At 51.6% G+C, this 24281-nt stretch carries 26 protein-coding genes; 20 read left to right on the top strand and 6 right to left on the bottom strand.

What is annotated here, in order from left to right:
- The first annotated feature begins 147 nt into the window (after window positions 1-147).
- From gltJ to rihA, 4 genes are all read left to right on the top strand, one after another.
- Window positions 148-888, top strand: coding sequence for a glutamate/aspartate ABC transporter permease GltJ (gene gltJ / locus NMD08_RS18575; protein WP_187252813.1), 741 nt, complete (start codon window positions 148-150; stop codon window positions 886-888).
- Window positions 888-1562 carry a glutamate/aspartate ABC transporter permease GltK gene (gltK, locus tag NMD08_RS18580; protein WP_003022757.1) on the top strand — a complete coding sequence of 225 codons (675 nt, stop codon included), beginning with the start codon at window positions 888-890 and terminating at the stop codon, window positions 1560-1562. The genes gltJ and gltK overlap by 1 nt, the downstream gene beginning before the upstream one ends.
- On the top strand, window positions 1562-2287 hold the full coding sequence (gene gltL, locus NMD08_RS18585) for a glutamate/aspartate ABC transporter ATP-binding protein GltL (protein WP_151218761.1): 726 nt from the start codon (window positions 1562-1564) through the stop codon (window positions 2285-2287). The genes gltK and gltL overlap by 1 nt, the downstream gene beginning before the upstream one ends.
- Window positions 2288-2403: 116 nt before the next feature.
- Complete coding sequence (gene rihA / locus NMD08_RS18590; RefSeq protein ID WP_370618742.1) at window positions 2404-3339, top strand: pyrimidine-specific ribonucleoside hydrolase RihA; 936 nt, start codon at window positions 2404-2406, stop codon at window positions 3337-3339.
- 65 nt (window positions 3340-3404) lie between these two features.
- On the opposite strand, the gene NMD08_RS18595 is transcribed toward rihA, so the two are convergent.
- On the bottom strand, window positions 3405-3887 hold the full coding sequence (locus NMD08_RS18595) for a zinc ribbon-containing protein (protein ID WP_003022748.1): 483 nt from the start codon (window positions 3885-3887) through the stop codon (window positions 3405-3407).
- Between the two features lie 235 nt (window positions 3888-4122).
- On the opposite strand from NMD08_RS18595, the gene leuS reads away from it, so the two are divergent.
- Genes leuS through nadD form a run of 4 tightly spaced genes read left to right on the top strand, consistent with a single transcriptional unit; the run spans window position 4123 to window position 8987 of the window.
- Window positions 4123-6705: a leucine--tRNA ligase gene (gene leuS, locus NMD08_RS18600; RefSeq protein WP_370618744.1), complete on the top strand. Its 2583-nt coding sequence runs from the start codon at window positions 4123-4125 to the stop codon at window positions 6703-6705.
- A gap of 14 nt (window positions 6706-6719) precedes the next feature.
- Entirely contained in the window at window positions 6720-7313 is a 594-nt protein-coding gene (gene lptE / locus NMD08_RS18605) for an LPS assembly lipoprotein LptE (protein ID WP_151218759.1), read from the top strand.
- On the top strand, window positions 7313-8344 hold the full coding sequence (gene holA, locus NMD08_RS18610) for a DNA polymerase III subunit delta (protein ID WP_151218758.1): 1032 nt from the start codon (window positions 7313-7315) through the stop codon (window positions 8342-8344). The genes lptE and holA overlap by 1 nt, the downstream gene beginning before the upstream one ends.
- 1 nt (window position 8345) lies before the next feature.
- Entirely contained in the window at window positions 8346-8987 is a 642-nt protein-coding gene (gene nadD / locus NMD08_RS18615; protein ID WP_151218757.1) for a nicotinate-nucleotide adenylyltransferase, read from the top strand.
- On the opposite strand, the gene cobD is transcribed toward nadD, so the two are convergent.
- Window positions 8962-10056: a threonine-phosphate decarboxylase CobD gene (gene cobD, locus NMD08_RS18620; protein WP_370618746.1), complete on the bottom strand. Its 1095-nt coding sequence runs from the start codon at window positions 10054-10056 to the stop codon at window positions 8962-8964. The two genes, nadD and cobD, sit on opposite strands and share 26 nt — an antisense overlap.
- 96 nt (window positions 10057-10152) lie before the next feature.
- On the opposite strand from cobD, the gene NMD08_RS18625 reads away from it, so the two are divergent.
- The 10 genes from NMD08_RS18625 to lipA all read left to right on the top strand — a co-directional run bounded on the left by NMD08_RS18625 (window position 10153) and on the right by lipA (window position 19606).
- A complete protein-coding gene (locus NMD08_RS18625; RefSeq protein WP_151218755.1) occupies window positions 10153-10764 on the top strand; it encodes an adenosylcobalamin/alpha-ribazole phosphatase in 612 nt (203 codons plus the stop codon).
- Window positions 10765-11019: 255 nt separating this feature from the next.
- Window positions 11020-11337, top strand: coding sequence for a ribosome silencing factor (gene rsfS, locus NMD08_RS18630; protein WP_151224921.1), 318 nt, complete (start codon window positions 11020-11022; stop codon window positions 11335-11337).
- Between the two features lie 3 nt (window positions 11338-11340).
- Entirely contained in the window at window positions 11341-11808 is a 468-nt protein-coding gene (rlmH, locus tag NMD08_RS18635; RefSeq protein ID WP_003022725.1) for a 23S rRNA (pseudouridine(1915)-N(3))-methyltransferase RlmH, read from the top strand.
- 30 nt (window positions 11809-11838) lie between these two features.
- Entirely contained in the window at window positions 11839-13740 is a 1902-nt protein-coding gene (mrdA, locus tag NMD08_RS18640; protein WP_187252818.1) for a peptidoglycan DD-transpeptidase MrdA, read from the top strand.
- A gap of 2 nt (window positions 13741-13742) precedes the next feature.
- On the top strand, window positions 13743-14855 hold the full coding sequence (gene mrdB, locus NMD08_RS18645) for a peptidoglycan glycosyltransferase MrdB (protein ID WP_006685529.1): 1113 nt from the start codon (window positions 13743-13745) through the stop codon (window positions 14853-14855).
- A gap of 10 nt (window positions 14856-14865) precedes the next feature.
- The gene (rlpA, locus tag NMD08_RS18650; RefSeq protein WP_370618748.1) at window positions 14866-15957 is read left to right on the top strand and encodes an endolytic peptidoglycan transglycosylase RlpA; all 1092 of its coding nucleotides are present in this window, start codon (window positions 14866-14868) and stop codon (window positions 15955-15957) included.
- Between the two features lie 142 nt (window positions 15958-16099).
- Entirely contained in the window at window positions 16100-17311 is a 1212-nt protein-coding gene (dacA, locus tag NMD08_RS18655; RefSeq protein ID WP_003022711.1) for a D-alanyl-D-alanine carboxypeptidase DacA, read from the top strand.
- A 106-nt stretch (window positions 17312-17417) separates the two neighbouring features.
- On the top strand, window positions 17418-17681 hold the full coding sequence (ybeD, locus tag NMD08_RS18660) for a DUF493 family protein YbeD (RefSeq protein ID WP_003022706.1): 264 nt from the start codon (window positions 17418-17420) through the stop codon (window positions 17679-17681).
- A gap of 112 nt (window positions 17682-17793) precedes the next feature.
- The gene (gene lipB / locus NMD08_RS18665; RefSeq protein ID WP_370618750.1) at window positions 17794-18435 is read left to right on the top strand and encodes a lipoyl(octanoyl) transferase LipB; all 642 of its coding nucleotides are present in this window, start codon (window positions 17794-17796) and stop codon (window positions 18433-18435) included.
- A 205-nt stretch (window positions 18436-18640) separates the two neighbouring features.
- Complete coding sequence (gene lipA / locus NMD08_RS18670) at window positions 18641-19606, top strand: lipoyl synthase (protein ID WP_151218752.1); 966 nt, start codon at window positions 18641-18643, stop codon at window positions 19604-19606.
- Between the two features lie 97 nt (window positions 19607-19703).
- Here lipA and tatE read toward each other — a convergent pair whose 3' ends face one another.
- Window positions 19704-19907 carry a twin-arginine translocase subunit TatE gene (tatE, locus tag NMD08_RS18675; protein WP_016152230.1) on the bottom strand — a complete coding sequence of 68 codons (204 nt, stop codon included), beginning with the start codon at window positions 19905-19907 and terminating at the stop codon, window positions 19704-19706.
- A 128-nt stretch (window positions 19908-20035) separates the two neighbouring features.
- Complete coding sequence (locus NMD08_RS18680) at window positions 20036-20824, bottom strand: deaminated glutathione amidase (RefSeq protein ID WP_151218751.1); 789 nt, start codon at window positions 20822-20824, stop codon at window positions 20036-20038.
- Window positions 20825-20914: 90 nt separating this feature from the next.
- On the opposite strand from NMD08_RS18680, the gene crcB reads away from it, so the two are divergent.
- A complete protein-coding gene (crcB, locus tag NMD08_RS18685) occupies window positions 20915-21298 on the top strand; it encodes a fluoride efflux transporter CrcB (protein WP_151224920.1) in 384 nt (127 codons plus the stop codon).
- 51 nt (window positions 21299-21349) lie between these two features.
- Here the strand turns inward: crcB and cspE are convergent, their stop codons facing one another.
- Window positions 21350-21559 (bottom strand): transcription antiterminator/RNA stability regulator CspE, encoded by a 210-nt coding sequence (gene cspE / locus NMD08_RS18690; protein WP_000034825.1) that lies wholly within the window; start codon window positions 21557-21559, stop codon window positions 21350-21352.
- 189 nt (window positions 21560-21748) lie between these two features.
- The gene (gene pagP, locus NMD08_RS18695) at window positions 21749-22312 is read right to left on the bottom strand and encodes a lipid IV(A) palmitoyltransferase PagP (protein WP_151218749.1); all 564 of its coding nucleotides are present in this window, start codon (window positions 22310-22312) and stop codon (window positions 21749-21751) included.
- Window positions 22313-22774: 462 nt separating this feature from the next.
- On the opposite strand from pagP, the gene dcuC reads away from it, so the two are divergent.
- Window positions 22775-24157 (top strand): anaerobic C4-dicarboxylate transporter DcuC, encoded by a 1383-nt coding sequence (gene dcuC, locus NMD08_RS18700; protein WP_151218748.1) that lies wholly within the window; start codon window positions 22775-22777, stop codon window positions 24155-24157.
- Window positions 24158-24281 lie beyond the last annotated feature (124 nt).

A 24281-nucleotide genomic window follows, 5' to 3' on the forward strand; every position in this document is an offset into this window, starting at 1 on the left:
GGAGGCTTCCCCTCCCTCTCGATTGCTATTCGGTACGGACAGACTATAAGCCTGATGGTCGTTCCCCATCAGGCCTGAAAACCGCAAAACGCCGAATAACAATCTTCGAGGGTAGCGCTGCTACCCTTTTTTTTCTGGAGTAGATTTATGTCTATAAACTGGAACTGGGGTATTTTTTTACAACAGGCCCCGTTCGGCAACACCACCTATCTCGGCTGGCTCTGGAGTGGTTTCCAGGTCACAGTCGCGTTATCTATCACCGCCTGGATTATCGCTTTCCTCATAGGCTCTTTATTCGGCATATTACGTACCGTACCAAACCGTTTCCTTTCCGGGATCGGCACGCTGTACGTTGAGTTGTTTCGTAACGTTCCACTCATCGTCCAGTTCTTTACCTGGTATCTGGTCATTCCTGAACTGCTGCCGGAAAACATTGGCATGTGGTTCAAGTCAGAACTGGATCCCAACATTCAGTTCTTCCTCTCATCCATGCTTTGTCTTGGGCTGTTTACCGCCGCGCGCGTCTGTGAGCAAGTTCGTGCAGCGATTCAGTCCCTGCCTCGCGGGCAGAAAAACGCCGCGCTGGCGATGGGCCTAACGCTGCCGCAAGCCTATCGCTATGTCCTGCTGCCAAACGCTTACCGCGTGATTGTTCCGCCAATGACCTCAGAGATGATGAATCTGGTGAAGAACTCCGCGATCGCCTCCACTATCGGTCTGGTGGATATGGCTGCGCAGGCAGGAAAACTGCTGGATTACTCCGCTCACGCGTGGGAATCGTTTACCGCCATCACGCTGGCCTACGTATTGATTAACGCCGTCATCATGCTGGTAATGAATCTCGTCGAACGCAAAATCCGCCTGCCTGGCAATTTGGGAGGCAAATAATGTACGAATTTGACTGGAGTTCTATCGTCCCTTCCCTGCCGTATCTGCTGGACGGGCTGATCATCACGTTGAAAATCACCGTTACAGCGGTCGTCATTGGTATCGTCTGGGGGACCATCCTTGCCGTCATGCGTCTGTCCAGCTTCGCGCCAATTGCCTGGTTTGCGAAAGGCTACGTCAACGTATTTCGCTCCATTCCGCTGGTAATGGTACTGCTGTGGTTCTACCTGATTGTGCCCGGCTTCCTGCAAAACGTGTTGGGCCTGTCGCCAAAAACCGATATTCGCCTGATCTCGGCGATGGTCGCGTTTTCGATGTTTGAAGCCGCGTACTATTCCGAGATTATCCGTGCCGGTATCCAGAGTATTTCTCGTGGGCAGTCGAGTGCCGCGCTGGCGCTGGGAATGACCCACTGGCAGTCGATGAAGCTGATCATTCTGCCACAGGCATTCCGCGCAATGGTACCGCTACTGCTTACTCAGGGCATCGTACTGTTCCAGGATACCTCGCTGGTGTATGTATTGAGTCTGGCAGACTTCTTCCGTACCGCCTCCACCATTGGCGAGCGTGACGGCACGCAGGTTGAAATGATCCTGTTTGCTGGCGCCGTTTATTTTGTATTCAGTCTGAGCGCATCGTTGTTGGTCAGCTATTTGAAGAAAAGGACAGTTTAATGATTACCCTGAAAAATGTTTCTAAATGGTATGGTCACTTTCAGGTGCTGACCGACTGCTCCACGGAAGTGAAAAAAGGTGAAGTAGTGGTGGTCTGCGGCCCGTCAGGTTCAGGTAAATCAACGCTTATCAAAACGGTGAACGGACTGGAGCCGGTACAAAAGGGCGTCATCACCGTTGACGGCACCGTGGTAAATGATAAAAAAACCGATCTGGCCAAACTGCGCTCACGCGTTGGCATGGTGTTCCAGCACTTTGAACTGTTCCCGCATCTGTCGATCATTGAGAACCTGACTCTGGCGCAGGTAAAAGTGCTTAAGCGCGATAAAAAGCCTGCTCGTGACAAAGCGCAAAAGTTACTGGAACGCGTTGGTCTGTCAGCGCACGCCGATAAGTTTCCGGCTCAGCTCTCCGGGGGCCAACAACAGCGTGTCGCCATTGCCAGGGCGCTGTGTATGGATCCTATCGCCATGCTGTTTGACGAACCGACATCAGCGCTTGATCCTGAAATGATCAACGAAGTGCTGGACGTCATGGTTGAACTGGCCAATGAAGGGATGACCATGATGGTAGTCACCCACGAAATGGGCTTTGCGCGTAAAGTGGCGAACCGGGTGATCTTCATGGATGAAGGGAAGATTGTTGAAGACTCGCCGAAAGAAGAGTTCTTCGCCAATCCGAAATCAGACCGAGCCAAAGACTTCCTCGCAAAAATCCTGCACTAATCTTGCTGGCGCGCATCGCCATGTGCGCGCCATCTCACGATTTACCTCTTCACTTCTCGAAACAGATACAGCCCAGCGTTAACCTTGTCACAGAGTCCCACTTACAAGGAGCAACAATGGCACTTCCTATCCTGTTTGATTGCGATCCAGGTCATGACGACGCTATCGCAATTGTTCTCGCCCTCGCCTCACCTGAGCTGGACGTTAAAGCCATAACCTCTTCTGCCGGGAATCAGACGCCCGACAAAACGCTGCGTAACGTATTGCGCATGCTAACGCTGCTCAATCGTAGTGATATTCCCGTCGCCGGTGGCGCTGTGAAACCGCTGATGCGCGATCTGATTATTGCCGATAACGTCCACGGCGAGAGTGGGTTAGATGGCCCGGCGCTCCCGGAACCAACCTTTGCGCAGCAGCCATGCACAGCTGTGGAACTGATGGCGAAAACACTGCGTGAAAGCCCGGAACCGGTGACCATCGTCTCCACCGGGCCGCAAACAAACGTGGCATTGCTGCTGAATAGCCATCCAGAACTGCACGCCAACATCGCCCGTATCGTGATAATGGGTGGGGCAATGGGTCTCGGAAACTGGACGCCCGCCGCCGAGTTCAATATTTTTGTGGATCCTGAAGCTGCTGAAATTGTATTCCAGTCAGGCATTCCGGTGGTGATGGCTGGTCTGGACGTGACACATAAAGCGCAAATTCATCGCGAAGATACCGAGCGGTTCCGCGCTATCGGCAATCCTGTTTCAACGATCGTTGCTGAACTACTCGACTTCTTCTTCGAATACCACAAAGACGAAAAATGGGGATTCATTGGCGCGCCGCTGCACGACCCCTGCACCGTTGCCTGGCTGCTGAAACCTGAGCTGTTTACTACCGTTGAGCGTTGGGTTGGTGTGGAAACCCAGGGCAAATACACGCAGGGCATGACCGTGGTGGATTACTACTTCCTGAGCGGCAATAAGCCAAACGCCACCGTGATGGTGGACGTGGATCGCGAAGGGTTTGTCGATCTGCTAGCGGAGCGTTTAAGGTACTACGCATAAAAACTGCAGGCCTGATGGTGGCGCATGTTATCAGGCCTGCAATTAACGATTAGCACGCCTAATTATCACGGCTCAAACGGTCGCCGCTGGAACTGATCGTGACCGCATTTCGGACACAGCGGCAGCACATCCGGCGTGTAAACCGCTAAATGGAAATGGCACTTCTCGCAGACCAGATTTCCCAGTCCCACTACTTCGCCACTGTGATAAACCCCATGATGGCTAAGATCCTGAAATACCTCACGCCATTCAAGCTGCGTTTTGTCGGTGATATCGGCCAGCTCTTGCCAGATACTCTCCTTGATAACCCGCATAAAGACGCTGTCGGTCTCCTCATCAAGGCTCTCTTCATAGCTCAGAGCAAACTCTTCCAGGTCGCGTCTGACGGCCCGGGTGAGTTCTTCCACCTCGGTTCGCGTTAACTCCCCGGTCTGCATAACTCTCTGCCGCGCCTGCTCCACCAATGCATCAATATCGCGTTCGCCGTTGCGCAGACGTTCGCTCAGTGAAGCCACCAGTTCACGGTAATATTGAGCAACCTTGTTCATCGCTTCGCCTCCTGGGTCGTTAACTGTCTATAATAATAGACGTTATTTACACAACGCTTTGCAAGGCTGCCCACAGAGTGTGTAAATTTGTGCAAGAATTATCCTTGCAGGAATTCAACGCTGAATGCGCGAAAGGCTGTTTTGACGCGGGCGTTTGGGCTATGCTATGCGGATCTGAAACACCACATCTAGAGCTACGTTTGTAGCTGTATTGAAAACAGGACCACTGGCTGCCATGCAAGAGCAATACCGCCCGGAAGAGATAGAATCCAAAGTACAGCTTCACTGGGATGAGAAGCGCACATTTGAAGTTACCGAAGACGAGAGCAAAGAGAAGTATTACTGCCTGTCTATGCTTCCCTATCCTTCTGGTCGACTACACATGGGCCACGTACGTAACTACACCATCGGTGATGTGATCGCCCGCTATCAGCGTATGCTGGGTAAAAACGTCCTACAGCCCATTGGCTGGGATGCCTTCGGCCTGCCTGCGGAAGGCGCGGCGGTTAAAAATAACACCGCCCCAGCACCGTGGACGTACGACAACATCGCTTATATGAAAAACCAGCTCAAAATGCTGGGTTTTGGTTACGACTGGAGCCGTGAGCTGGCAACCTGTACCCCGGAATACTACCGCTGGGAACAGAAATTCTTCACCGAGCTGTACAAAAAAGGCCTGGTGTACAAGAAAACGTCTGCGGTCAACTGGTGCCCGAACGACCAGACCGTACTGGCGAACGAACAGGTTATTGACGGCTGCTGCTGGCGTTGCGATACCAAAGTAGAGCGTAAAGAGATCCCGCAGTGGTTTATCAAAATCACCGCTTACGCTGACGAACTGCTGCGTGACCTGGATAACCTGGATCACTGGCCTGACACCGTGAAAACGATGCAGCGCAACTGGATTGGCCGTTCTGAAGGCGTGGAAATCACCTTTGATGTGAACGGTTACGACAACACGCTGACCGTTTACACTACCCGCCCGGACACCTTTATGGGTGCGACCTACCTGGCCGTTGCCGCAGGTCATCCGCTGGCGCAGAAAGCCGCTGCAAATAACCCTGAACTGGCTGCCTTCATTGACGAATGCCGTAATACCAAGGTTGCTGAAGCCGAAATGGCGACCATGGAGAAAAAAGGCGTCGACACTGGCTTTAAAGCCGTTCATCCGTTGACTGGCGAAGAAATCCCGGTTTGGGCGGCAAACTTCGTCCTGATGGAATACGGCACAGGCGCCGTCATGGCCGTTCCGGGTCACGATCAGCGCGACTACGAATTTGCCACCAAATACGGCCTGACCATCAAGCCGGTAATTCTGACTTCTGAAGGCGCAAAGCCGGATCTGTCTGAACAGGCGCTGACCGACAAAGGCGTGCTGTTTAACTCCGGTGAGTTTGACGGCCTCGACTTCGACGCTGCCTTCAACGCCATTGCTGACAAACTGGTCGATAAAGGCGTGGGTAAACGTAAAGTTAACTACCGCCTGCGTGACTGGGGGGTTTCCCGTCAGCGTTACTGGGGTGCGCCAATCCCGATGGTGACGCTGGAAGATGGCACCGTGCTGCCGACCCCAGAAGATCAACTGCCGGTTATTCTGCCGGAAGACGTGGTCATGGACGGTATTACCAGCCCGATCAAAGCCGACCCGGAGTGGGCAAAAACCACCGTTAATGGTATGCCTGCGCTACGTGAAACCGACACCTTCGATACCTTTATGGAGTCATCATGGTACTACGCGCGCTACACCTGTCCGCAGTATCAGGAAGGCATGTTGGATTCCAAAGCCGCCAACTACTGGCTGCCGGTTGATATCTACATTGGCGGTATTGAACACGCCATCATGCACCTGCTCTACTTCCGCTTCTTCCATAAACTGATGCGCGATGCGGGCATGGTCAACTCTGACGAACCGGCTAAACAACTGCTGTGTCAGGGGATGGTGCTGGCCGATGCGTTCTACTACGTGGGCGCAAACGGCGAACGCAACTGGGTTTCTCCGGTTGATGCCATCGTTGAACGCGACGAAAAAGGTCGTATCGTTAAGGCTAAGGACGCAGAAGGCCATGAACTGGTGTATACCGGCATGAGCAAAATGTCCAAGTCGAAAAACAACGGTATCGACCCGCAGGTTATGGTTGAACGCTATGGTGCCGACACCGTACGTCTGTTCATGATGTTCGCCTCTCCGGCTGACATGACCCTGGAATGGCAGGAATCCGGCGTTGAAGGGGCGAACCGCTTCCTGAAGCGTGTCTGGAAACTGGTTTACGAACACACTTCACAGGGTGATGCACCGGCGCTTAACGTTGCAGCACTGACAGAAGATCAAAAAGCGCTGCGTCGCGACGTGCACAAAACCATTGCTAAAGTTACCGATGATATCGGTCGTCGTCAGACCTTTAACACCGCAATTGCGGCGATTATGGAGCTGATGAACAAGCTGGCGAAAGCACCGCAGGAAGACGAGCAGGACAGAGCTCTGATGCAGGAAGCATTGCTTGCCGTTGTACGCATGCTCAACCCGTTCACTCCACACGTTTGCTTCACCCTGTGGCAAGCGCTGAAAGGTGAAGGCGATATCGACAACGCGCCGTGGCCGGTAGCTGACGACGCCGCAATGGTTGAAGACTCAACGCTGGTTGTGGTTCAGGTAAACGGCAAAGTACGTGGCAAAATCACCGTTCCGGTAAACGCCACTGAAGAGCAGGTTCGTGAACGTGCGGGCCAGGAGCCTCTGGTGGCAAAATATCTTGATGGCGTTACCGTACGTAAAGTGATTTATGTACCGGGTAAACTCCTCAATCTGGTCGTTGGCTAAGCGCGGGAGGAAGCGTGCGATTTCTGACAACATTGTTGTTATCTCTGGCGGTGCTGGTCACCGCCGGGTGTGGCTGGCATCTGCGTAGCACTACGCAGGTTCCACCCTCAATGAAAACCATGATCCTGAACTCTGGCGATCCGAACGGCCCGTTAAGCCGTGCAGTCCGTAACCAGCTGCGTCTGAACGGTGTGACGCTGCTTGAAGACGGTACAATGCGTAAAGACGTAACATCCTTACGTCTTGGCGCGGTCAGCATTTCACAGGATACGGCGTCGGTATTCCAGAACGGTCAAACGGCTGAATACCAGATGGTGTTGTCCGTAAGTGCTACTGTGCTGATTCCTGGTCATGATATATACCCAATCAGCGCCAAAGTTTATCGTTCGTTCTTTGACAACCCGCAGGCTGCACTGGCGAAAGATAACGAGCAGGACATGATCATCAAAGAGATGTATGACAAAGCGGCTGAACAGTTGATTCGTAAGCTGCCAAGCGTACATCTGGCCGATACTCAGTCATCCAATGCTGATGCTGAACCGGCGGTAAATAAAGCCGCGACGCCGGCGTCATCTCCGGCGCGTGTTTCCACCACGCTGGGTAACTGATGCTCAAGTTGTACCCTGAACAACTCCGCGCACAGCTCAATGAAGGGCTGCGCGCGGCGTATTTACTCTTAGGTAACGATCCCCTTTTATTGCAGGAAAGTCAGGACGCCATCCGTCAGGCTGCCGCAACGCAAGGATTCGAAGAACATCACGCTTTCACTCTGGACAACAGCACCGACTGGGGAGAGATTTTTTCGCTCTGCCAGGCGATGAGCCTGTTTGCCAGCCGCCAAACGCTACTTCTGCAACTGCCTGAAAATGGGCCTAACGCTGCCATTAACGAACAACTCGCTTCGCTCGTCACGCTGTTACATGACGATCTGCTGCTGATTGTTCGCGGCAACAAACTCACCAAAGCGCAGGAGAACGCCGCGTGGTGTACCGGACTGGCGAATAACGCGGTTCAGGTAAGCTGTCAGACGCCAGAGCAGGCGCAGCTCCCGCGTTGGGTCGCCGCGAGGGCAAAACTTAACAACCTGCAACTGGATGACGCAGCCAATCAGCTATTGTGCTATTGCTATGAAGGCAACCTGTTAGCACTGGCGCAAGCGCTGGAACGGTTAGCATTGCTTTGGCCTGACGGCAAACTAACGCTACCTCGCGTGGAGAAAGCCGTTAACGATGCCGCGCACTTTACCCCGTTCCACTGGGTGGATGCGCTGCTGATGGGCAAAAGCAAACGCGCGCTGCACATTCTGCAACAGCTACGTCTGGAAGGCAGTGAGCCGGTTATTTTGCTGCGTACGATACAGCGTGAATTGCTGTTGCTGGTCAACCTAAAACGGCAGTCGGCGAATACCCCCTTGCGCACGTTGTTTGATAAACACCGGGTGTGGCAAAATCGCCGGGGCATGATGGGTGATGCACTAAACCGGCTGAACCCGGCACAGCTACGTCAGGCAGTAACGCTGTTAACGCGTACAGAAATTACGCTTAAACAAGACTATGGTCAGTCAGTGTGGGCTGAACTTGAGGGACTTTCCCTTTTGCTCTGCCATAAATCACTGGCCGATGTTTTTATTGATGGTTGATATGAAATCATTGCAGGCTCTGTTCGGCGGCACCTTTGATCCGGTGCATTATGGTCATCTTAAACCGGTTGAAATTCTGGCGAATCTGATTGGCCTTTCCCGGGTCATCATCATGCCCAATAACGTCCCACCACATCGCGCACAGCCTGAAGCATCCAGTGAGCAACGTAAGCGCATGGTTGAACTGGCCATTGCTGATAAACCGCTGTTTTCCCTGGATGAACGCGAACTGAAACGCGATACCGCCTCCTACACCGCGCAAACGCTAAAAGAGTGGCGCGAAGAGCAAGGCCCGAACGTGCCGTTAGCGTTTATCATTGGTCAGGATTCGCTGCTGACCTTCCCTTCCTGGCACGACTACCACACGATTCTGGGCAATACCCATCTCATCGTGTGCCGACGTCCGGGTTATCCGCTCGAAATGGTGCAGGAAAAGCACCAGCAATGGCTGGAGGATCATCTGACTCATTCTCCGGATGACCTGCACAACCTGCCTTGCGGGAAAATTTACCTGGCCGAAACGCCGTGGTTCAACATCTCCGCCACGCTCATTCGCGAGCGCCTGGAAAAAGGCGAGCCGTGCGACGACCTGATGCCAGGCGCAGTGCTTGACTATATCAATCAGCAGGGGTTGTACCGCTAAGCGTGTTGTTTAATGCCGCCAGCAGGCGGTCATTTTCTTCCTGACTGCGAACAGCAACCCGGTAATAACGCGCGTCCAACCCAGGGTAATTGGCACAACTGCGAATCAAGACATGCTGTTCCAGCAACATCCGTTGCAAATCAATATCCGCGCGATCGCAGCGTAATAAACGATAATTTGCCTGGCCGGGATACACCGTCAGGCCAGGCAGGTTTTGTAGCTGTTGCTCAAACCGCGCTCCCTCTTGTTCCAGCCATTTCCACGTCGCCTGCTGATAAGCGCTGTCGCATAAAATAATCTCGCCTGCCAGAGCAGCAAACGCATTAATTGACCATGGCATTTGTCGGCTGCGCATTTGTGCAACGGCCTGCTCGTTACTGTTGACCAGATATCCCAGACGCAGCCCCGGTATCGCATAAAACTTGGTGAGAGAGCGTAGCACCCAAATATGCGGGTTCTCATGCAGCAGCGGAATAAACCCCGGTTCCCCGGCTATAAAATCGATGAACGCTTCATCCAGGATAAGATTGATCCCAAGCCATTTACAACGTGCGGCAATCTCACGTAGCAGGCGGTTATCCGGTAGTAACCCGGTGGGGTTGTTGGGCGTGCAGAGAAACAGGCAGTCCAGCTCTGAGGTTAACGCATCGAGGATCGCATCGGTAAGCTGCCAGCCATCGTCTTCGCGCAGCGCAAATTCATGGATCGTACAGTCTCCCCATTGCAGCGCCCGACGATATTCCGCAAACCCGGGGGTCACGATCATCGCATGACGTGGCTTCAGGCCATCTACCAGGGTAAAAATAGACTCGGTCTCACCGTTTCCCGCAAGGATCCACGAGGCCGGAATCTGATGATGCTCCGCCAGCGCTGCGTGCAGTTGCGCGTAATCGACATCCGGGTAACGCTCCGCGCAGTCCATATTGTCGATAATTGCGCGTTTTAAACCTGCTGGCATACCCAGTGGATTAATATTCGCGCTAAAATCCAGCAATTGCTCAGGCGAGATGCCCAACAGTTCGGCGGCTTCTCGGGTATTACCGCCATGCGCGCTCTTGAATAAAGACATCGTGCCGCTCCACATAAAAAAGGATATTTTAGTGAAAAATCTCTGTGCAATCAGGGCAAACATCATATTTTGCGCGAATAGCCTTACGAGGGAAACATGAGACTCTGGTTAGTGCGTCATGGCGAAACAGAAGCCAATGTCGCGGGTTTATATAGCGGCCACGCCCCCACACCGCTAACAGAAAGGGGAATAGCTCAGGCGCAAACGCTGAGTACACTATTACGCAATGTCCCTGTCGATAACGTTCTGTGCAGCGAGCTTGAGCGCGCCCGCCATACAACGCAGTTGATCTTAGGCGATCGCGAGATTCCCGTGCGTAATATGCCTGAGCTTAATGAGATGTTTTTTGGCGACTGGGAAATGCGCCACCATCGCGATCTGGCGCACGAAGATGCCGAAAATTACGCCGTGTGGTGTAACGACTGGCAGAATGCGACGCCCACCAATGGCGAAGGTTTTCAGGTGTTTTCCCAGCGAGTGGAACGCTTTATTACCCAACTTACTGAATATAAAGCGAGCCAAAACCTGCTGGTAGTCAGTCATCAGGGCGTGTTGAGTGTGTTGATAGCCCGCCTGCTTTCCATGCCAGCCGCAGCAATGTGGCATTTCCGCGTCGAACAAGGCTGCTGGAGCGCCATTGATTTTTGTGACGATTTTGCGGTTCTGAAAGTACTCAATAGCCGGGCCGTATGGCGTGAAGGCGAGTGAAAGCGCTGTTTTTTCTGTTGAAGGGCCTCTCTCCCATTGACACCCCATGACAGGCTGTTATTCTCCGCAACCTGACTTTCCCTGCCCTTCAGAGCTTTGCAAAAATTGTTTTACAAAAATGGCGATGCATTCTGTGGCGTGGGGTGGGATGATAGCGCACTTCACAAGCGCTTTCGGAGACATTTGTCCCGATATCGCCTCTGGTTCAGGTATACTAACAGACGTTTTTAACTCTTTTTCACCCAGGGGGAACACTTGCAGGGTAAAGCACTCCAGGATTTTGTAATCGACAAAATTGATGACCTGAAGGGTCAAGACATCATCGCCTTAGACGTTCAGGGCAAATCCAGCATTACTGATTGCATGATTATCTGCACCGGTACTTCCAGCCGTCACGTTATGTCTATTGCAGACCACGTTGTTCAGGAGTCCCGCTCTGCTGGCCTGATGCCGCTCGGCGTAGAAGGCGAGAATGTCGCTGACTGGATCGTCGTTGACCTCGGCGATGTGATTGTCCACGTAATGCAGGAAGAGAGTCGTCGCCTGTATGAACTGGAAAAACTCTGGAGTTAATGCGTGAAGCTGCAACTTGTCGCTGTCGGTACGAAAATGCCTGACTGGGTGCAAACCGGATTTACCGAGTATCTGCGTCGGTTTCCGAAAGATATGCCCTTTGAGCTGATCGAAATCCCGGCAGGAAAACGCGGCAAGAACGCGGACATTAAACGCATTCTCGACAAAGAGGGTGAGCAGATGCTGGCCGCCGCAGGCAAAAACCGCATCGTCACCCTTGATATCCCGGGAAAACCCTGGGATACGCCGCAACTGGCGACCGAACTAGAGCGCTGGAAACTGGACGGTCGTGATGTCAGCCTGCTGATTGGCGGGCCGGAAGGCCTCTCACCGGCCTGTAAAGCGGCAGCGGAACAAAGCTGGTCACTCTCTGCGTTAACCCTCCCTCACCCTCTTGTTCGAGTTCTGGTCGCGGAGAGTCTGTACAGGGCGTGGAGCATTACCACCAACCATCCTTATCACCGTGAGTGATCATTGATTCTTGAGTAGATTAAGCAGCGGATGAAACTACAGAATTCTTTTCGCGACTATTCGGCTGAGTCCGCGCTGTTTGTGCGCCGGGCGCTGGTCGCTTTTTTGGGGATTTTGCTGCTAACCGGCGTGCTAATCGCCAACCTTTATAATCTGCAAATCGTTCGCTTCACTGATTACCAGACTCGCTCGAACGAGAACCGCATCAAACTGGTGCCTATCGCCCCCAGCCGCGGCATCATTTATGACCGCAACGGAATTCCGCTCGCCCTTAACCGCACCATCTATCAAATAGAAATGATGCCGGAAAAGGTCGACAACATTCAGGATACGCTCGACGCGCTACGTAGCGTCGTCGATCTAACGGACGACGACATTGCCGCCTTTAAAAAAGAGCGCGCCCGTTCACATCGCTTCACCTCTATCCCGGTAAAAACCAACCTGACTGAAGTTCAGGTCGCACGGTTTGCCGTTAATCAGTATCGTTTTCCGGGCGTCGAAGTTAAAGGCTATAAACGCCGCTATTACCCATACGGCTCAGCACTGACTCACGTGATCGGCTACGTATCGAAGATCAACGATAAAGACGTGGATCGCCTGGACAAAGACGGCAAGCTGGCCAACTACGCGGCGACGCACGACATCGGCAAGCTGGGTATTGAACGTTATTACGAGGACGTGCTTCACGGTCAGACCGGCTATGAAGAGGTTGAAGTGAACAACCGTGGCCGCGTCATTCGCCAGCTTAAAGAAGTGGCGCCGCAGGCCGGGCATGATATCTATCTTACCCTTGATTTGAAACTTCAGCAGTACATTGAAACGTTGCTGGCAGGCAGTCGCGCTGCCGTGGTGGTTACCGATCCACGTACCGGCGGTGTACTGGCGCTAGTGTCCATGCCAAGCTATGACCCGAACCTGTTTGTGGATGGCATCTCCAGCAAAGATTACTCCGCGTTGCTCAATGACCCGAACACCCCATTGGTTAACCGCGCCACGCAGGGCGTTTACCCTCCAGCGTCAACGGTTAAACCTTACGTTGCGGTTTCTGCGTTAAGTGCAGGCGTTATCACCCGTAATACCAGCCTGTTCGATCCGGGCTGGTGGCAGCTACCTGGCTCTGAGAAACGTTACCGAGACTGGAAAAAATGGGGGCATGGTCATCTGAACATCACCCGCTCTCTGGAAGAGTCCGCGGATACGTTTTTCTATCAAATCGCCTATGATATGGGGATTGACCGACTTTCAGAGTGGATGAGTAAATTTGGCTACGGCAAATATACCGGCATCGATCTTGCTGAAGAACGCTCCGGTAATATGCCAACCCGCGAGTGGAAGCAAAAACGGTTTAAAAAGCCATGGTACCAGGGTGATACCATTCCGGTCGGCATCGGTCAGGGTTACTGGACAGCAACCCCAATCCAGATGAGTAAAGCGCTGATGATCCTTATCAACGACGGTTTGATAAAAGTCCCACATCTGTTGATGAGCACGGCAGAAAACGGCAAACAGGTACCGTGGGTACAGCCACAAGAACCGCCCGTTGGCGATATTCATTCTGGTTACTGGGAAATCGCGAAAGATGGTATGTACGGCGTAGCGAACCGCCCGAACGGGACTGCACACAAGTATTTTGCTGGCGCACCCTACAAAATTGCGGCGAAATCCGGTACCGCACAAGTCTTTGGCCTGAAAGCGAATGAAACCTATAACGCGCATAAGATCGCCGAGCGTTTACGTGACCACAAGCTGATGACGGCCTTCGCACCCTATGATAAACCCCAGGTCGCTGTCGCCATGATCCTTGAAAACGGCGGAGCAGGTCCGGCGGTAGGCACCATTATGCGCCAAATCCTTGACCACATTATGTTGGGCGACAACAACACCAATCTGCCAGCAGAAAACCCCGCGGTTGCAGCAGCTGAGGACCAATAATCGTGACGGATAATCCGAACAAAAAAACATTTTGGGACAAAATTCACATCGATCCCACAATGTTGCTTATCTTACTGGCACTGCTGGTCTACAGTTCGTTAGTCATCTGGAGCGCCAGCGGCCAGGATATTGGCATGATGGAGCGCAAAGTCGGCCAGATCGCAATGGGTCTGGTCATCATGGTGGTAATGGCGCAAATTCCGCCCCGGGTTTATGAAGGCTGGGCGCCTTATCTCTATATCTTTTGCATTATTCTGTTAGTCGCGGTAGACGCCTTCGGCGCCATTTCCAAAGGCGCGCAGCGCTGGCTGGATTTGGGTATTGTGCGTTTTCAGCCCTCAGAAATCGCTAAAATTGCCGTCCCACTGATGGTCGCGCGCTTTATCAACCGTGACGTCTGTCCACCGTCGTTGAAGAATACCGCCATCGCGCTGGTATTGATTTTCATGCCGACGCTGCTGGTTGCTGCACAACCTGACCTCGGCACCTCTATTCTGGTTGCCCTTTCCGGTCTGTTTGTCCTGTTCCTTTCCGGCTTGAGCTGGCGCTTAATCGGTGTTGCGGTGGTTCTGGTTGCGGCGTTTATCCCGATACTGTGGTTCTTCCTGATGCATGATTACCAGCGTCAGCGCGTCATGATGTTGCTCGACCCGGAAACCGATCCGCTGGGCGCGGGTTATCACATCATTCAGTCAAAAATTGCTATTGGCTCCGGCGGGCTGCGCGGCAAGGGCTGGCTGCACGGCACGCAGTCGCAGCTTGAGTTTTTACCCGAGCGTCACACCGACTTTATCTTCGCGGTGTTAGCAGAAGAGCTGGGTTTGGTGGGCATTTTGATTCTGCTGACGCTGTACATTTTGCTGATTATGCGCGGGTTATGGATCGCTGCTCGCGCGCAAACCACCTTTGGCCGCGTCATGGCGGGTGGCTTAATGTTGATATTATTCGTTTATGTCTTCGTAAATATTGGTATGGTGAGCGGTATTCTGCCCGTGGTTGGCGTTCCACTCCCACTGGTCAGTTACGGAGGCTCAGCACTTATCGTGCTGATGGCCGGGTTCGGGATTGTTATGTCGATCCACACCCATAGAAAAATGTTGTCGAAAAGCGTGTAAGGGGTACGCAATGCGTAAGCAGTGGCTTGGTATCTGCATCGCAGCAGGAATGCTCGCGGCGTGTTCGAATGATGATGGTCAGCAACAGGTTGCTGTCGCCCCGCAGCCTGCGGTGTGTAATGGTCCGATTGTTGAAATCAGCGGGGCCGATCCGCGCTTTGAACCCCTGAACCCAACGGCGAATCAGGATTACCAACGAGATGGTAAGAGTTACAAAATAGTCCAGGATCCCTCTCGCTTTAGCCAGGCCGGGCTTGCCGCTATTTATGATGCGGAGCCAGGAAGCAACCTGACGGCCTCTGGTGAAACGTTCGACCCGATGCAGCTGACCGCTGCGCATCCGACGCTGCCCGTTCCAAGCTATGCCAGAATTACCAACCTGGCAAACGGCAGAATGATCGTCGTACGCATTAACGATCGCGGTCCTTATGGCAACGATCGTGTAATTTCACTTTCGCGTGCCGCCGCCGATCGTCTGAACACCTCCAACAATACCAAAGTGCGTATCGACCCGATCATCGTCGCCCAAGATGGTTCATTGTCCGGGCCGGGTATGGCCTGTACCACCGTCGCGAAACAAACGTATGCCCTGCCTTCGCGTCCTGATTTAAGCGGCGGCGGCAGTATGGGAAGCATGCCTTCTCCATCGGATGCTGGTCAGCCGCAGGGCGATATTCGTCCGATCAGCAATTCCACGCTGAAAAGCGATGATCCAACCGGCGCGCCAGTAAACAGCGGTGGATTCCTCGGTGCGCCGACTACGCTCGCGGCAGGCGTGCTGGAAGGCAGCGAACCTACTCCTGCACCGCAACCGGCAACCACCACACCGGCAACAACACCAGCAACCGTCGCAGCTCCTGCTCCGGCAGCAACGGCTAACGGACGTTACGTGGTTCAGGTTGGTGCGGTGAGCGATCAAGCTCGTGCGCAACAGTACCAAAAACGCTTAAGTCAGCAGTTTGGCGTCCCAGGGCGAGTGGTGCAAAACGGTGCAGTCTGGCGTATCCAGATGGGGCCTTTCGCCAGCAAAACTGAAGCCTCCACATTGCAGCAGCGTCTTCAATCCGAAGCGCAATTACAGTCCTTCATCACTGGCGTGTAATAACTTCAATCAGGCATCTGAATTGTCAATTTCTGTAAATGACATTAACAAAGTCACGCGGAAAGTCAGATGCCTGCCAGTTATGTATTTGCTATAGTAGGGCTCTTTTTTTAATTTCATCACGGACGTCGTAGTTCTGACCATGAAGACCACTTTTTCCGCTCGTTTCGTGCAGCGTATGGCGCTCACCGCGGCTCTCTGCGCAGCCTCTCTCTCTGCTGCCCATGCCGATGACCTGAATATTAAAACCATGATCCCGGGTGTTCCGCAGATCGATGCGGAGTCGTATATCCTGATTGATTACAATTCAGGTAAAGTTCTCGCAGAACAGAATGCGGACACTCGCCGTGACCCCGCCAGTCTGACCAAAATGATGACCAGCTACGTCATCGGCCAGGCAATGAAAGCCGGGAAATTTAAAGAAACCGATCTGGTCACCGTCGGCAATGACGCATGGGCTACAGGTAACCCGGTGTTTAAAGGTTCATCGCTGATGTTCCTCAAACCTGGTATGCAGGTTCCTGTTTCTCAGTTGATCCGTGGTATTAACCTGCAATCAGGGAACGATGCGTGCGTGGCGATGGCGGACTTCGCGGCCGGTAGCCAGGATGCCTTCGTTGGTCTGATGAACAGCTATGTGAACGCGCTGGGCCTGAAAAATACCCACTTCCAGACTGTTCATGGTCTCGATGCTGACGGTCAGTACAGCTCGGCCCGCGATATGGCAATGATTGGCCAGGCGCTGATTCGTGACGTGCCTAACGAATACTCTATCTATAAAGAAAAAGAGTTCACCTTTAACGGCATTCGTCAGTTAAACCGCAACGGCTTGCTGTGGGATAACAGCCTGAATGTCGACGGTATCAAAACCGGTCACACCGACAAAGCTGGCTATAACCTCGTTGCATCCGCAACCGAAGGCCAGATGCGTCTGATCTCCGCCGTTATGGGGGGGCGCACCTATAAAGGCCGTGAAACTGAAAGTAAAAAACTGCTGACCTGGGGCTTCCGTTTCTTCGAAACAGTGAATCCGCTGAAAGTGGGTAAAGAGTTTGCTTCAGAACCAGCCTGGTTTGGTAATACCGATCGTGCATCGTTAGGCGTCGATAAAGACGTGTACCTGACGATTCCGCGCGGCCGCATGAAAGATCTGAAAGCAAGCTATGTGCTGAACACTACGGAACTGCACGCACCGCTGCAGAAAAACCAGGTGGTCGGCACCATCAACTTCCAGTTGGATGGTAAAACCATTGAGCAGCGCCCGCTGGTAGTCCTGCAGGAAATCCCTGAAGGCAACTTCTTTGGGAAAATCATTGATTACATTAAATTAATGTTCCATCACTGGTTTGGCTAAAAATCGAACACTTGAAAGTGTGATTTACGTCCCCATATACTAGGTATCCAGATAACTCCCACACGCCGTGGGAGTTATTATTTATTGATGTAACGCCGGAGCTGACATGAAAACCAAACTTAACGAACTGCTTGAATTCCCTACTCCATTTACTTACAAAGTAATGGGGCAGGCGTTGCCTGAGCTGGTTGATCAGGTGGTTGAAGTGGTACAGCGCCATGCGCCAGGTGATTACTCTCCGACGGTAAAACCGAGCAGCAAAGGCAATTACCACTCGGTCTCAATCACCATTACCGCTACGCACATTGAGCAGGTTGAAACGCTGTACGAAGAGTTAGGTAATATCGATATCGTACGCATGGTGCTGTAAAAACCTGTCGGTTACCCGCGCATCCCCGCCCGGGTAACCCCTCCCTCCCTGTGATATACTTTCCCCTCTTTAACATTCTCTACTCTATGTGAGTATCTACGGAGATGCCGTTTTGTATCAGGATAAAATTCTTGTCCGCCAGCTCGGTCTGCAATCCTACGAGCCAGTCTCTCTGGCCATGCACGAATTCACCGATACCCGCGATGAAAACAGCCATGACGAAATCTGGCTGGTAGAGCATTATCCTGTCTTTACCCAGGGCCAGGCAGGTAAAGCAGAACACGTATTGATGCCAGGAGATATTCCGGTGATCCAGAGCGATCGTGGTGGTCAGGTGACCTACCACGGGCCAGGCCAGCAGGTCATGTATGTGCTGTTGAACCTGAAACGTCGTAAACTTGGCGTTCGCGAACTGGTAACGCTGCTGGAGCAAACCGTTGCGAATACGCTTGCGGAAATCGGTATTGATGCCCACCCGCGAGCCGATGCGCCTGGCGTATACGTCGGGGAGAAGAAGATCTGCTCTTTGGGATTACGTATTCGTAGAGGATGTTCGTTTCACGGCTTAGCGCTCAACGTAGATATGGATTTGTCGCCTTTCTTGCGTATCAATCCTTGTGGTTACGCCGGGATGGAGATGGCGAAAGTATCGCAGTGGAATAGCGCAGCCACGACCGAGAGCGTTCGCCCCCTACTGCTGGCCAACATCTTAGCGCTGTTGGGTAACCCACCGCACGAGTACGTTGCAGACTAAAATTCGGTCATACTTTGCCACGGCAAATGTTGTGGCAAATGGCACAAAACAACAACTATTTTACATTTTGCCAGCCTGTCAGGCTGCTTTCTGGCCCGTTTCAATGATATACTGCGTATCACTAATTCAAAAATAGTTGATAAATGCAACATTCCCTTGAATTGAAACGCTTTCCTTCGTAATTCGCAACTGGAACACGCAAGCTATGAGTAAACCCATTGTGATGGAACGCGGTGTTAAATACCGCGATGCCGATAAGATGGCTCTTATCCCGGTAAAAAATGTGGCAACAGAGCGTGAAGCCCTGCTGCGTAAACCGGAATGGATGAAAATAAAACTGCCAGCGGACTCCACCCGCATCCAGGGCATCAAAGCAGCAATGCGCAAAAATGGCCTGCACTCTGTCTGCGAAGAAGCGTCCTGCCCTAACCTGGCGGAATGTTTCAATCACGGAACCGCAACCTTTATGATCCTCGGCGCAATCTGTACCCGCCGTTGCCCATTCTGTGACGTTGCCCATGGCCGCCCGGTTGCCCCTGATGCCAACGAGCCGTTAAAACTGGCTCAGACGATTGCTGACATGGCGCTGCGCTATGTGGTCATTACCTCCGTTGACCGTGACGATCTACGTGACGGCGGTGCTCAACACTTTGCTGACTGCATCACTGCTATTCGTGAGAAGAGCCCGTCAATTAAAATCGAAACGCTGGTGCCTGACTTCCGTGGTCGTATGGATCGTGCGTTGGATATCCTCACAGCCACACCGCCGGACGTGTTTAACCACAACCTCGAAAACGTACCGCGTATTTATCGCAATGTACGTCCTGGCGCAGATTACAACTGGTCGCTGAAGCTTCTGGAACGTTTCAAAGAAGCACACCCTGAGATTCCGACGAAATCAGGTCTGATGGTGGGTCTGGGTGAAACCAATGCTGAAATCATTGAGGTTATGCGTGACCTGCGTAATCATGGCGTGACCATGCTGACGCTGGGGCAATATTTACAGCCAAGCCGTCACCACCTGCCGGTTCAACGCTATGTAAGCCCGGATGAGTTTGATGAGATGAAAGCAGAGGCCATGGCCATGGGCTTTACCCATGCAGCTTGCGGCCCATTCGTTCGCTCTTCATACCATGCTGACATGCAGGCCAAAGGGCTGGAAGTGAAGTAATCGTGTAATACTCACTTACATATCACCAATAAAAAACCGGCAAATTGCCGGTTTTTTTTCATGCAGAGTATGCAGTATGAGCATCATGCTCCTGACATTACTCTTTATGAGAAAGCTTCTCAGCCTGAACGCTACCATCAGCCTCTTTCTTGGCATCAGCATTATCATCGTTCATAGCTTTCTTGAAGCCCTTGATTGCCGTCCCCAGGTCTCCACCCAGCGTACGTAACTTCTTGGTACCAAACAGCAGAACAACCAGTGCGGCAACCACCAGCAGTTTGGTAATACTAATCTCACCCATAGATACCTTCTTGACTTAAACCAGGCTGCATAAAGCGCCATATTAACCTGAGAATATTAACGGCCTTTCGACGCGCGCACACAATAGCAATCTGTAACAAGGTGAATCAAGCCTTGTTTAAAAAAACGTCATAATAATTGCGGTGGCGCAAAACGCCGGTTACTTAACACCGGAAGTTGTGCCCTGACTTGTCTCACCCGCTCGGCAGAAACCTCGGCGATAATGAGTGCGGGCGTTTCTGCCGCGGCGGCAATGGTTACACCAAAGGGATCGATAACCCGGCTTTGACCAATATTCTTGTTACCACACTCTCCAGCCGCAATCAGGTAGCAAGTCGCATCTAACGCTCTTGCCGCCAAAAGCGTAGCCCAGTGATGCTCTTTAAGCGCTCCTCGCACCCAGGCCGCGGGCAAAACGAGGATCTCTGCCCCCTGCAATGCGTGCGCCAAGGCCAGCTCAGGGAAGCGCAGGTCATAACAGGTCATTAACCCTACCTTTAATCCGCCAACGTCCAGCAGCGGCGCGATGGTGTCCCCAGCATCCACATTACGTGACTCCTGAATCGAAAAGGCATCGTAGAGATGTAATTTCGCGTAATGGGCCACGACCCGGCCTGCACGTAGCGCCACCAGCATGTTAAATGCCCGCCCTGGAACAGAGGGGACATGAATGGTCAGGATTGTCGTCATCTCATTTTGCGCGCTTTCACGCAATAAACGCGTCATAAACCCACCTTCCAACAACTGGGCTGATTTCACGGACAGATCAGGGTCAGAATCGTCGCGTGCCAGCAAAGCCTCCGGTAATACCAGCAGCGACGCCCCCTCACCTGACGCCTGAGACATCAGTAAGGCACAGGTTTCTGCATTCTTTTTCCATGAAGGTCCTACGGCAAATTGCCCTGCTGCAACAAACATATTCCCTCCAGAAATCTTTGTTAAGCTCGCCAACAATGATTATTCAGCGTTAAACTCACTCTCTATACAATCAAATAGCAGGATTACGTAGTGTTACAACTCCTTTTAGCGGTTTTTATCGGCGGTGGTACAGGTAGCGTAGCAAGATGGATGTTGAGTATGCGGTTTAACCCGCTGCATCAGGCTATTCCGTTCGGTACGCTTGCGGCAAACTTACTTGGGGCGTTTATCATTGGGATGGGTCTGGCATGGTTTAATCGCATGACCAACATTGACCCTATGTGGAAAGTGTTGATCACCACAGGCTTTTGCGGTGGGTTAACAACGTTCTCCACCTTTTCAGCCGAAGTGGTGTTTTTACTTCAGGAAGGACGCTTAGGTTGGGCTATGGTGAATGTACTGGTTAATCTGTTGGGATCATTTGCGATGACCGCCCTGGCATTCTGGCTGGTTTCCGCCTCACCCGCACATTAGAGCGAAAAAAACCCGCAATTAAGCGGGTTTTGAATGCTTGCTGTCGTATGCTTACAGAGCGATTACGTTTGCAGCAGAAGGGCCTTTGGCACCGTTAGTGATTTCGAACTCTACACGCTGACCTTCAGCCAGAGTTTTAAAACCATTGGTCTGGATTGCAGAGAAGTGTACGAACACATCTTTGCTGCCATCTTCCGGAGTAATGAAACCGAATCCTTTGGACTCATTAAACCACTTAACGTTACCTTTAATCTTAGACATCAAAATTACCTTTACATGAAAAATAGACACAAATGCTGTGTCGGGTATCAGTACAACAATTGTGATGCACTTTGTCCAGTCGAACTTTATCAAAAAGTGATAAATGTCGCGTTATTTTTCAGTTAAACCTCTTATATATCTGTTTTTAAAAAGTTTTTTAATAAACCACCTGACAATACAGGTAGTCTATCAAAACTGAAAACGCATCCAGGCAAAGTAGACGTTGCCGTTGTTATACGTTCCTGGAATGTAGGTCATCTGAAACGTTGCCGGACCATAGCCAATTGATGCCAGCGGTAACAGCACCGGGATCGGAATGTAGTTCCAGTTATCGCGCGCAGTGAAACCGGCGGTAAAACCGAGGCCCGCATGAAAATTTTCATCAGCCAGTGGTCGCCAGGTTTTTTCCCAGCCATAACCGCCAATGGGTTCCCATTTATTGTAGGAATCCTTAAAGGCCATTATATAAAGTCCGTGCCAGTTACCTTTATCATCCCAACGGGATTGACCAAATCCAGCCCCCCAGGGACGTTCATTGTAGCGATCCGTTTTTTCTTTATCGTAGGCAAAACGCGCATGCCAGGTAATAGCAGGTACATACAGATCATAATGTTCTGGTTGCTGCCAGGTTTCACTGACATTATCTTTAAAAGTAGCAAACCAGCCTTTATCATCAGCTGCTCCCTGTGGAATGAAAGCTAACTGAATAAAAAGAAATGAAAAAATGAGAAAATATCGTTTAGCAACAATCACAACTTAATTACCATCCTGGGATTTATTACTAATTTTAGCAAACCCAACCTTAATGTTAGCTTAACAAAAACGCACAAATAAAAAATCAGAATAATCCTCAGCCTATAATTTTTAAGATAATTATCCCTTTATATATTGAGCCATCTCAGAGGAACTATTTTCTCTTTATTGCCAATAAATTGCTCTTTCCTCCGGAAAAAGTTAAATAAAATCACAATAAATTAACAAATGGGAATCAATATAGCTACAAAACACTCACGTTAGCGCTGCGCGTCACAGTTTTTTATTGTGAGATTCTTTTTTTTGCCGCGATGCTGAAAAAACGACTTAGCTATCGCTTTAATCCGTATTTTTATTGATTTCAATCAGCAAGAGTTATCAGTTTATTAGGCACATTCTGTCACCACTTTTTACTTTTTTTAGTTTTTTTACTTTCCGGGCAGCAATGCGACAGGGGAAACAATGTTGACAATTATTGAACTCCTTATTGGGGTTGTGGTTATTGTGGGTGTGGCGCGCTACATCATTAAAGGTTATTCAGCCACAGGCGTACTGTTTGTTGGTGGTCTGGTTTTGCTGATTATCAGTGCGCTGATGGGGCATAAAGTTTTGCCGTCCAGCGCGGCAACGACGGGCTATACCGCAACAGATATTGTTGAATATATTAAAATTTTGCTGATGAGCCGTGGTGGCGATCTCGGCATGATGATTATGATGCTGTGTGGTTTTGCTGCCTATATGACGCATATTGGCGCAAACGATATGGTAGTTAAGCTTGCCTCTAAGCCGCTGCAGTACATCAATTCACCTTATCTGCTTATGATTGCCGCCTATTTTGTCGCCTGTCTGATGTCCCTGGCCGTCTCGTCAGCTACCGGCCTGGGCGTATTGCTGATGGCAACGCTGTTCCCGGTCATGGTTAACGTTGGAATCAGCCGTGGTGCTGCAGCGGCTATTTGTGCCTCTCCTGCTGCTATTATTCTTTCGCCGACATCCGGTGATGTGGTGCTGGCTGCCAAAGCCGCGGAAATGCCGCTGATCGATTTCGCGTTTAAAACCACTTTGCCGATTTCCATTGCCGCCATCATTGCTATGGCGATTGCCCACTTTTTCTGGCAGCGCTACCTGGATAAAAAAGAGCACATTTCTCACGAAATGTTAGACGTGGCAGAAATCACCACTACCGCTCCGTCGTTTTATGCCATCCTGCCGTTTACACCGATCGTTGGCGTGCTGATTTTTGATGGTAAATGGGGTCCACAACTGCACATCATCACAATTCTGGTGCTGTGCATGCTCATCGCTGCTGTTCTGGAATTTGTGCGCGGATTCAACACCCAGAAGGTGTTTTCAGGTCTGGAAGTCGCTTACCGGGGCATGGCGGACGCCTTTGCTAACGTAGTGATGCTGCTCGTCGCGGCGGGTGTATTTGCCCAGGGCTTGAGCACTATCGGCTTTATTCAGAGCCTGATTTCTATCGCCACCTCGTTTGGCTCAGCGAGTATTATTCTGATGCTGGTGCTGGTTATCCTGACCATGCTGGCGGCAATGACCACAGGTTCCGGTAACGCACCGTTCTATGCCTTCGTTGAGATGATCCCTAAACTGGCTCACTCTTCTGGCATTAACCCAGCATATCTTGCTATCCCGATGTTGCAGGCATCAAATCTTGGACGCACCATCTCCCCGGTCTCCGGCGTGGTTGTCGCTGTCGCAGGTATGGCAAAAATATCTCCGTTCGAAGTAGTTAAACGTACCTCGGTTCCGGTTCTGGTTGGACTGCTGGTGGTGATTATCGCCACTGAAGTGATGGTACCCGCTACGTCTGCTCTGATTGGCGGTTGACGATAACTTTCATTATCTGACCGTGATACACAAAATCATTTAAGCTGCATTGAGGCGGCAAGTGAAGACATCCCCAGGAGCATAGATAACTATGTGACTGGGGTTTCTTCACGCCGCCAACAAA

Source organism: Citrobacter meridianamericanus (assembly GCF_041320245.1).
Classification (GTDB): Bacteria; Pseudomonadota; Gammaproteobacteria; order Enterobacterales; family Enterobacteriaceae; genus Citrobacter; species Citrobacter meridianamericanus.

Excerpts from the sequence above, each read along its gene's own strand:
- gltJ (WP_187252813.1), top strand. The coding sequence starts at position 148 with ATGTCTATAAACTGGAACTGGGGTATTTTTTTACAACAGGCCCCGTTC.
- gltK (WP_003022757.1), top strand. The coding sequence starts at position 888 with ATGTACGAATTTGACTGGAGTTCTATCGTCCCTTCCCTGCCGTATCTG.
- gltL (WP_151218761.1), top strand. The coding sequence starts at position 1,562 with ATGATTACCCTGAAAAATGTTTCTAAATGGTATGGTCACTTTCAGGTG.
- rihA (WP_370618742.1), top strand. The coding sequence starts at position 2,404 with ATGGCACTTCCTATCCTGTTTGATTGCGATCCAGGTCATGACGACGCT.
- NMD08_RS18595 (WP_003022748.1), bottom strand. The coding sequence starts at position 3,887 with ATGAACAAGGTTGCTCAATATTACCGTGAACTGGTGGCTTCACTGAGC.
- leuS (WP_370618744.1), top strand. The coding sequence starts at position 4,123 with ATGCAAGAGCAATACCGCCCGGAAGAGATAGAATCCAAAGTACAGCTT.
- holA (WP_151218758.1), top strand. The coding sequence starts at position 7,313 with ATGCTCAAGTTGTACCCTGAACAACTCCGCGCACAGCTCAATGAAGGG.
- nadD (WP_151218757.1), top strand. The coding sequence starts at position 8,346 with ATGAAATCATTGCAGGCTCTGTTCGGCGGCACCTTTGATCCGGTGCAT.
- cobD (WP_370618746.1), bottom strand. The coding sequence starts at position 10,056 with ATGTCTTTATTCAAGAGCGCGCATGGCGGTAATACCCGAGAAGCCGCC.
- NMD08_RS18625 (WP_151218755.1), top strand. The coding sequence starts at position 10,153 with ATGAGACTCTGGTTAGTGCGTCATGGCGAAACAGAAGCCAATGTCGCG.
- mrdA (WP_187252818.1), top strand. The coding sequence starts at position 11,839 with ATGAAACTACAGAATTCTTTTCGCGACTATTCGGCTGAGTCCGCGCTG.
- rlpA (WP_370618748.1), top strand. The coding sequence starts at position 14,866 with ATGCGTAAGCAGTGGCTTGGTATCTGCATCGCAGCAGGAATGCTCGCG.
- dacA (WP_003022711.1), top strand. The coding sequence starts at position 16,100 with ATGAAGACCACTTTTTCCGCTCGTTTCGTGCAGCGTATGGCGCTCACC.
- ybeD (WP_003022706.1), top strand. The coding sequence starts at position 17,418 with ATGAAAACCAAACTTAACGAACTGCTTGAATTCCCTACTCCATTTACT.
- lipA (WP_151218752.1), top strand. The coding sequence starts at position 18,641 with ATGAGTAAACCCATTGTGATGGAACGCGGTGTTAAATACCGCGATGCC.
- tatE (WP_016152230.1), bottom strand. The coding sequence starts at position 19,907 with ATGGGTGAGATTAGTATTACCAAACTGCTGGTGGTTGCCGCACTGGTT.
- NMD08_RS18680 (WP_151218751.1), bottom strand. The coding sequence starts at position 20,824 with ATGTTTGTTGCAGCAGGGCAATTTGCCGTAGGACCTTCATGGAAAAAG.
- cspE (WP_000034825.1), bottom strand. The coding sequence starts at position 21,559 with ATGTCTAAGATTAAAGGTAACGTTAAGTGGTTTAATGAGTCCAAAGGA.
- dcuC (WP_151218748.1), top strand. The coding sequence starts at position 22,775 with ATGTTGACAATTATTGAACTCCTTATTGGGGTTGTGGTTATTGTGGGT.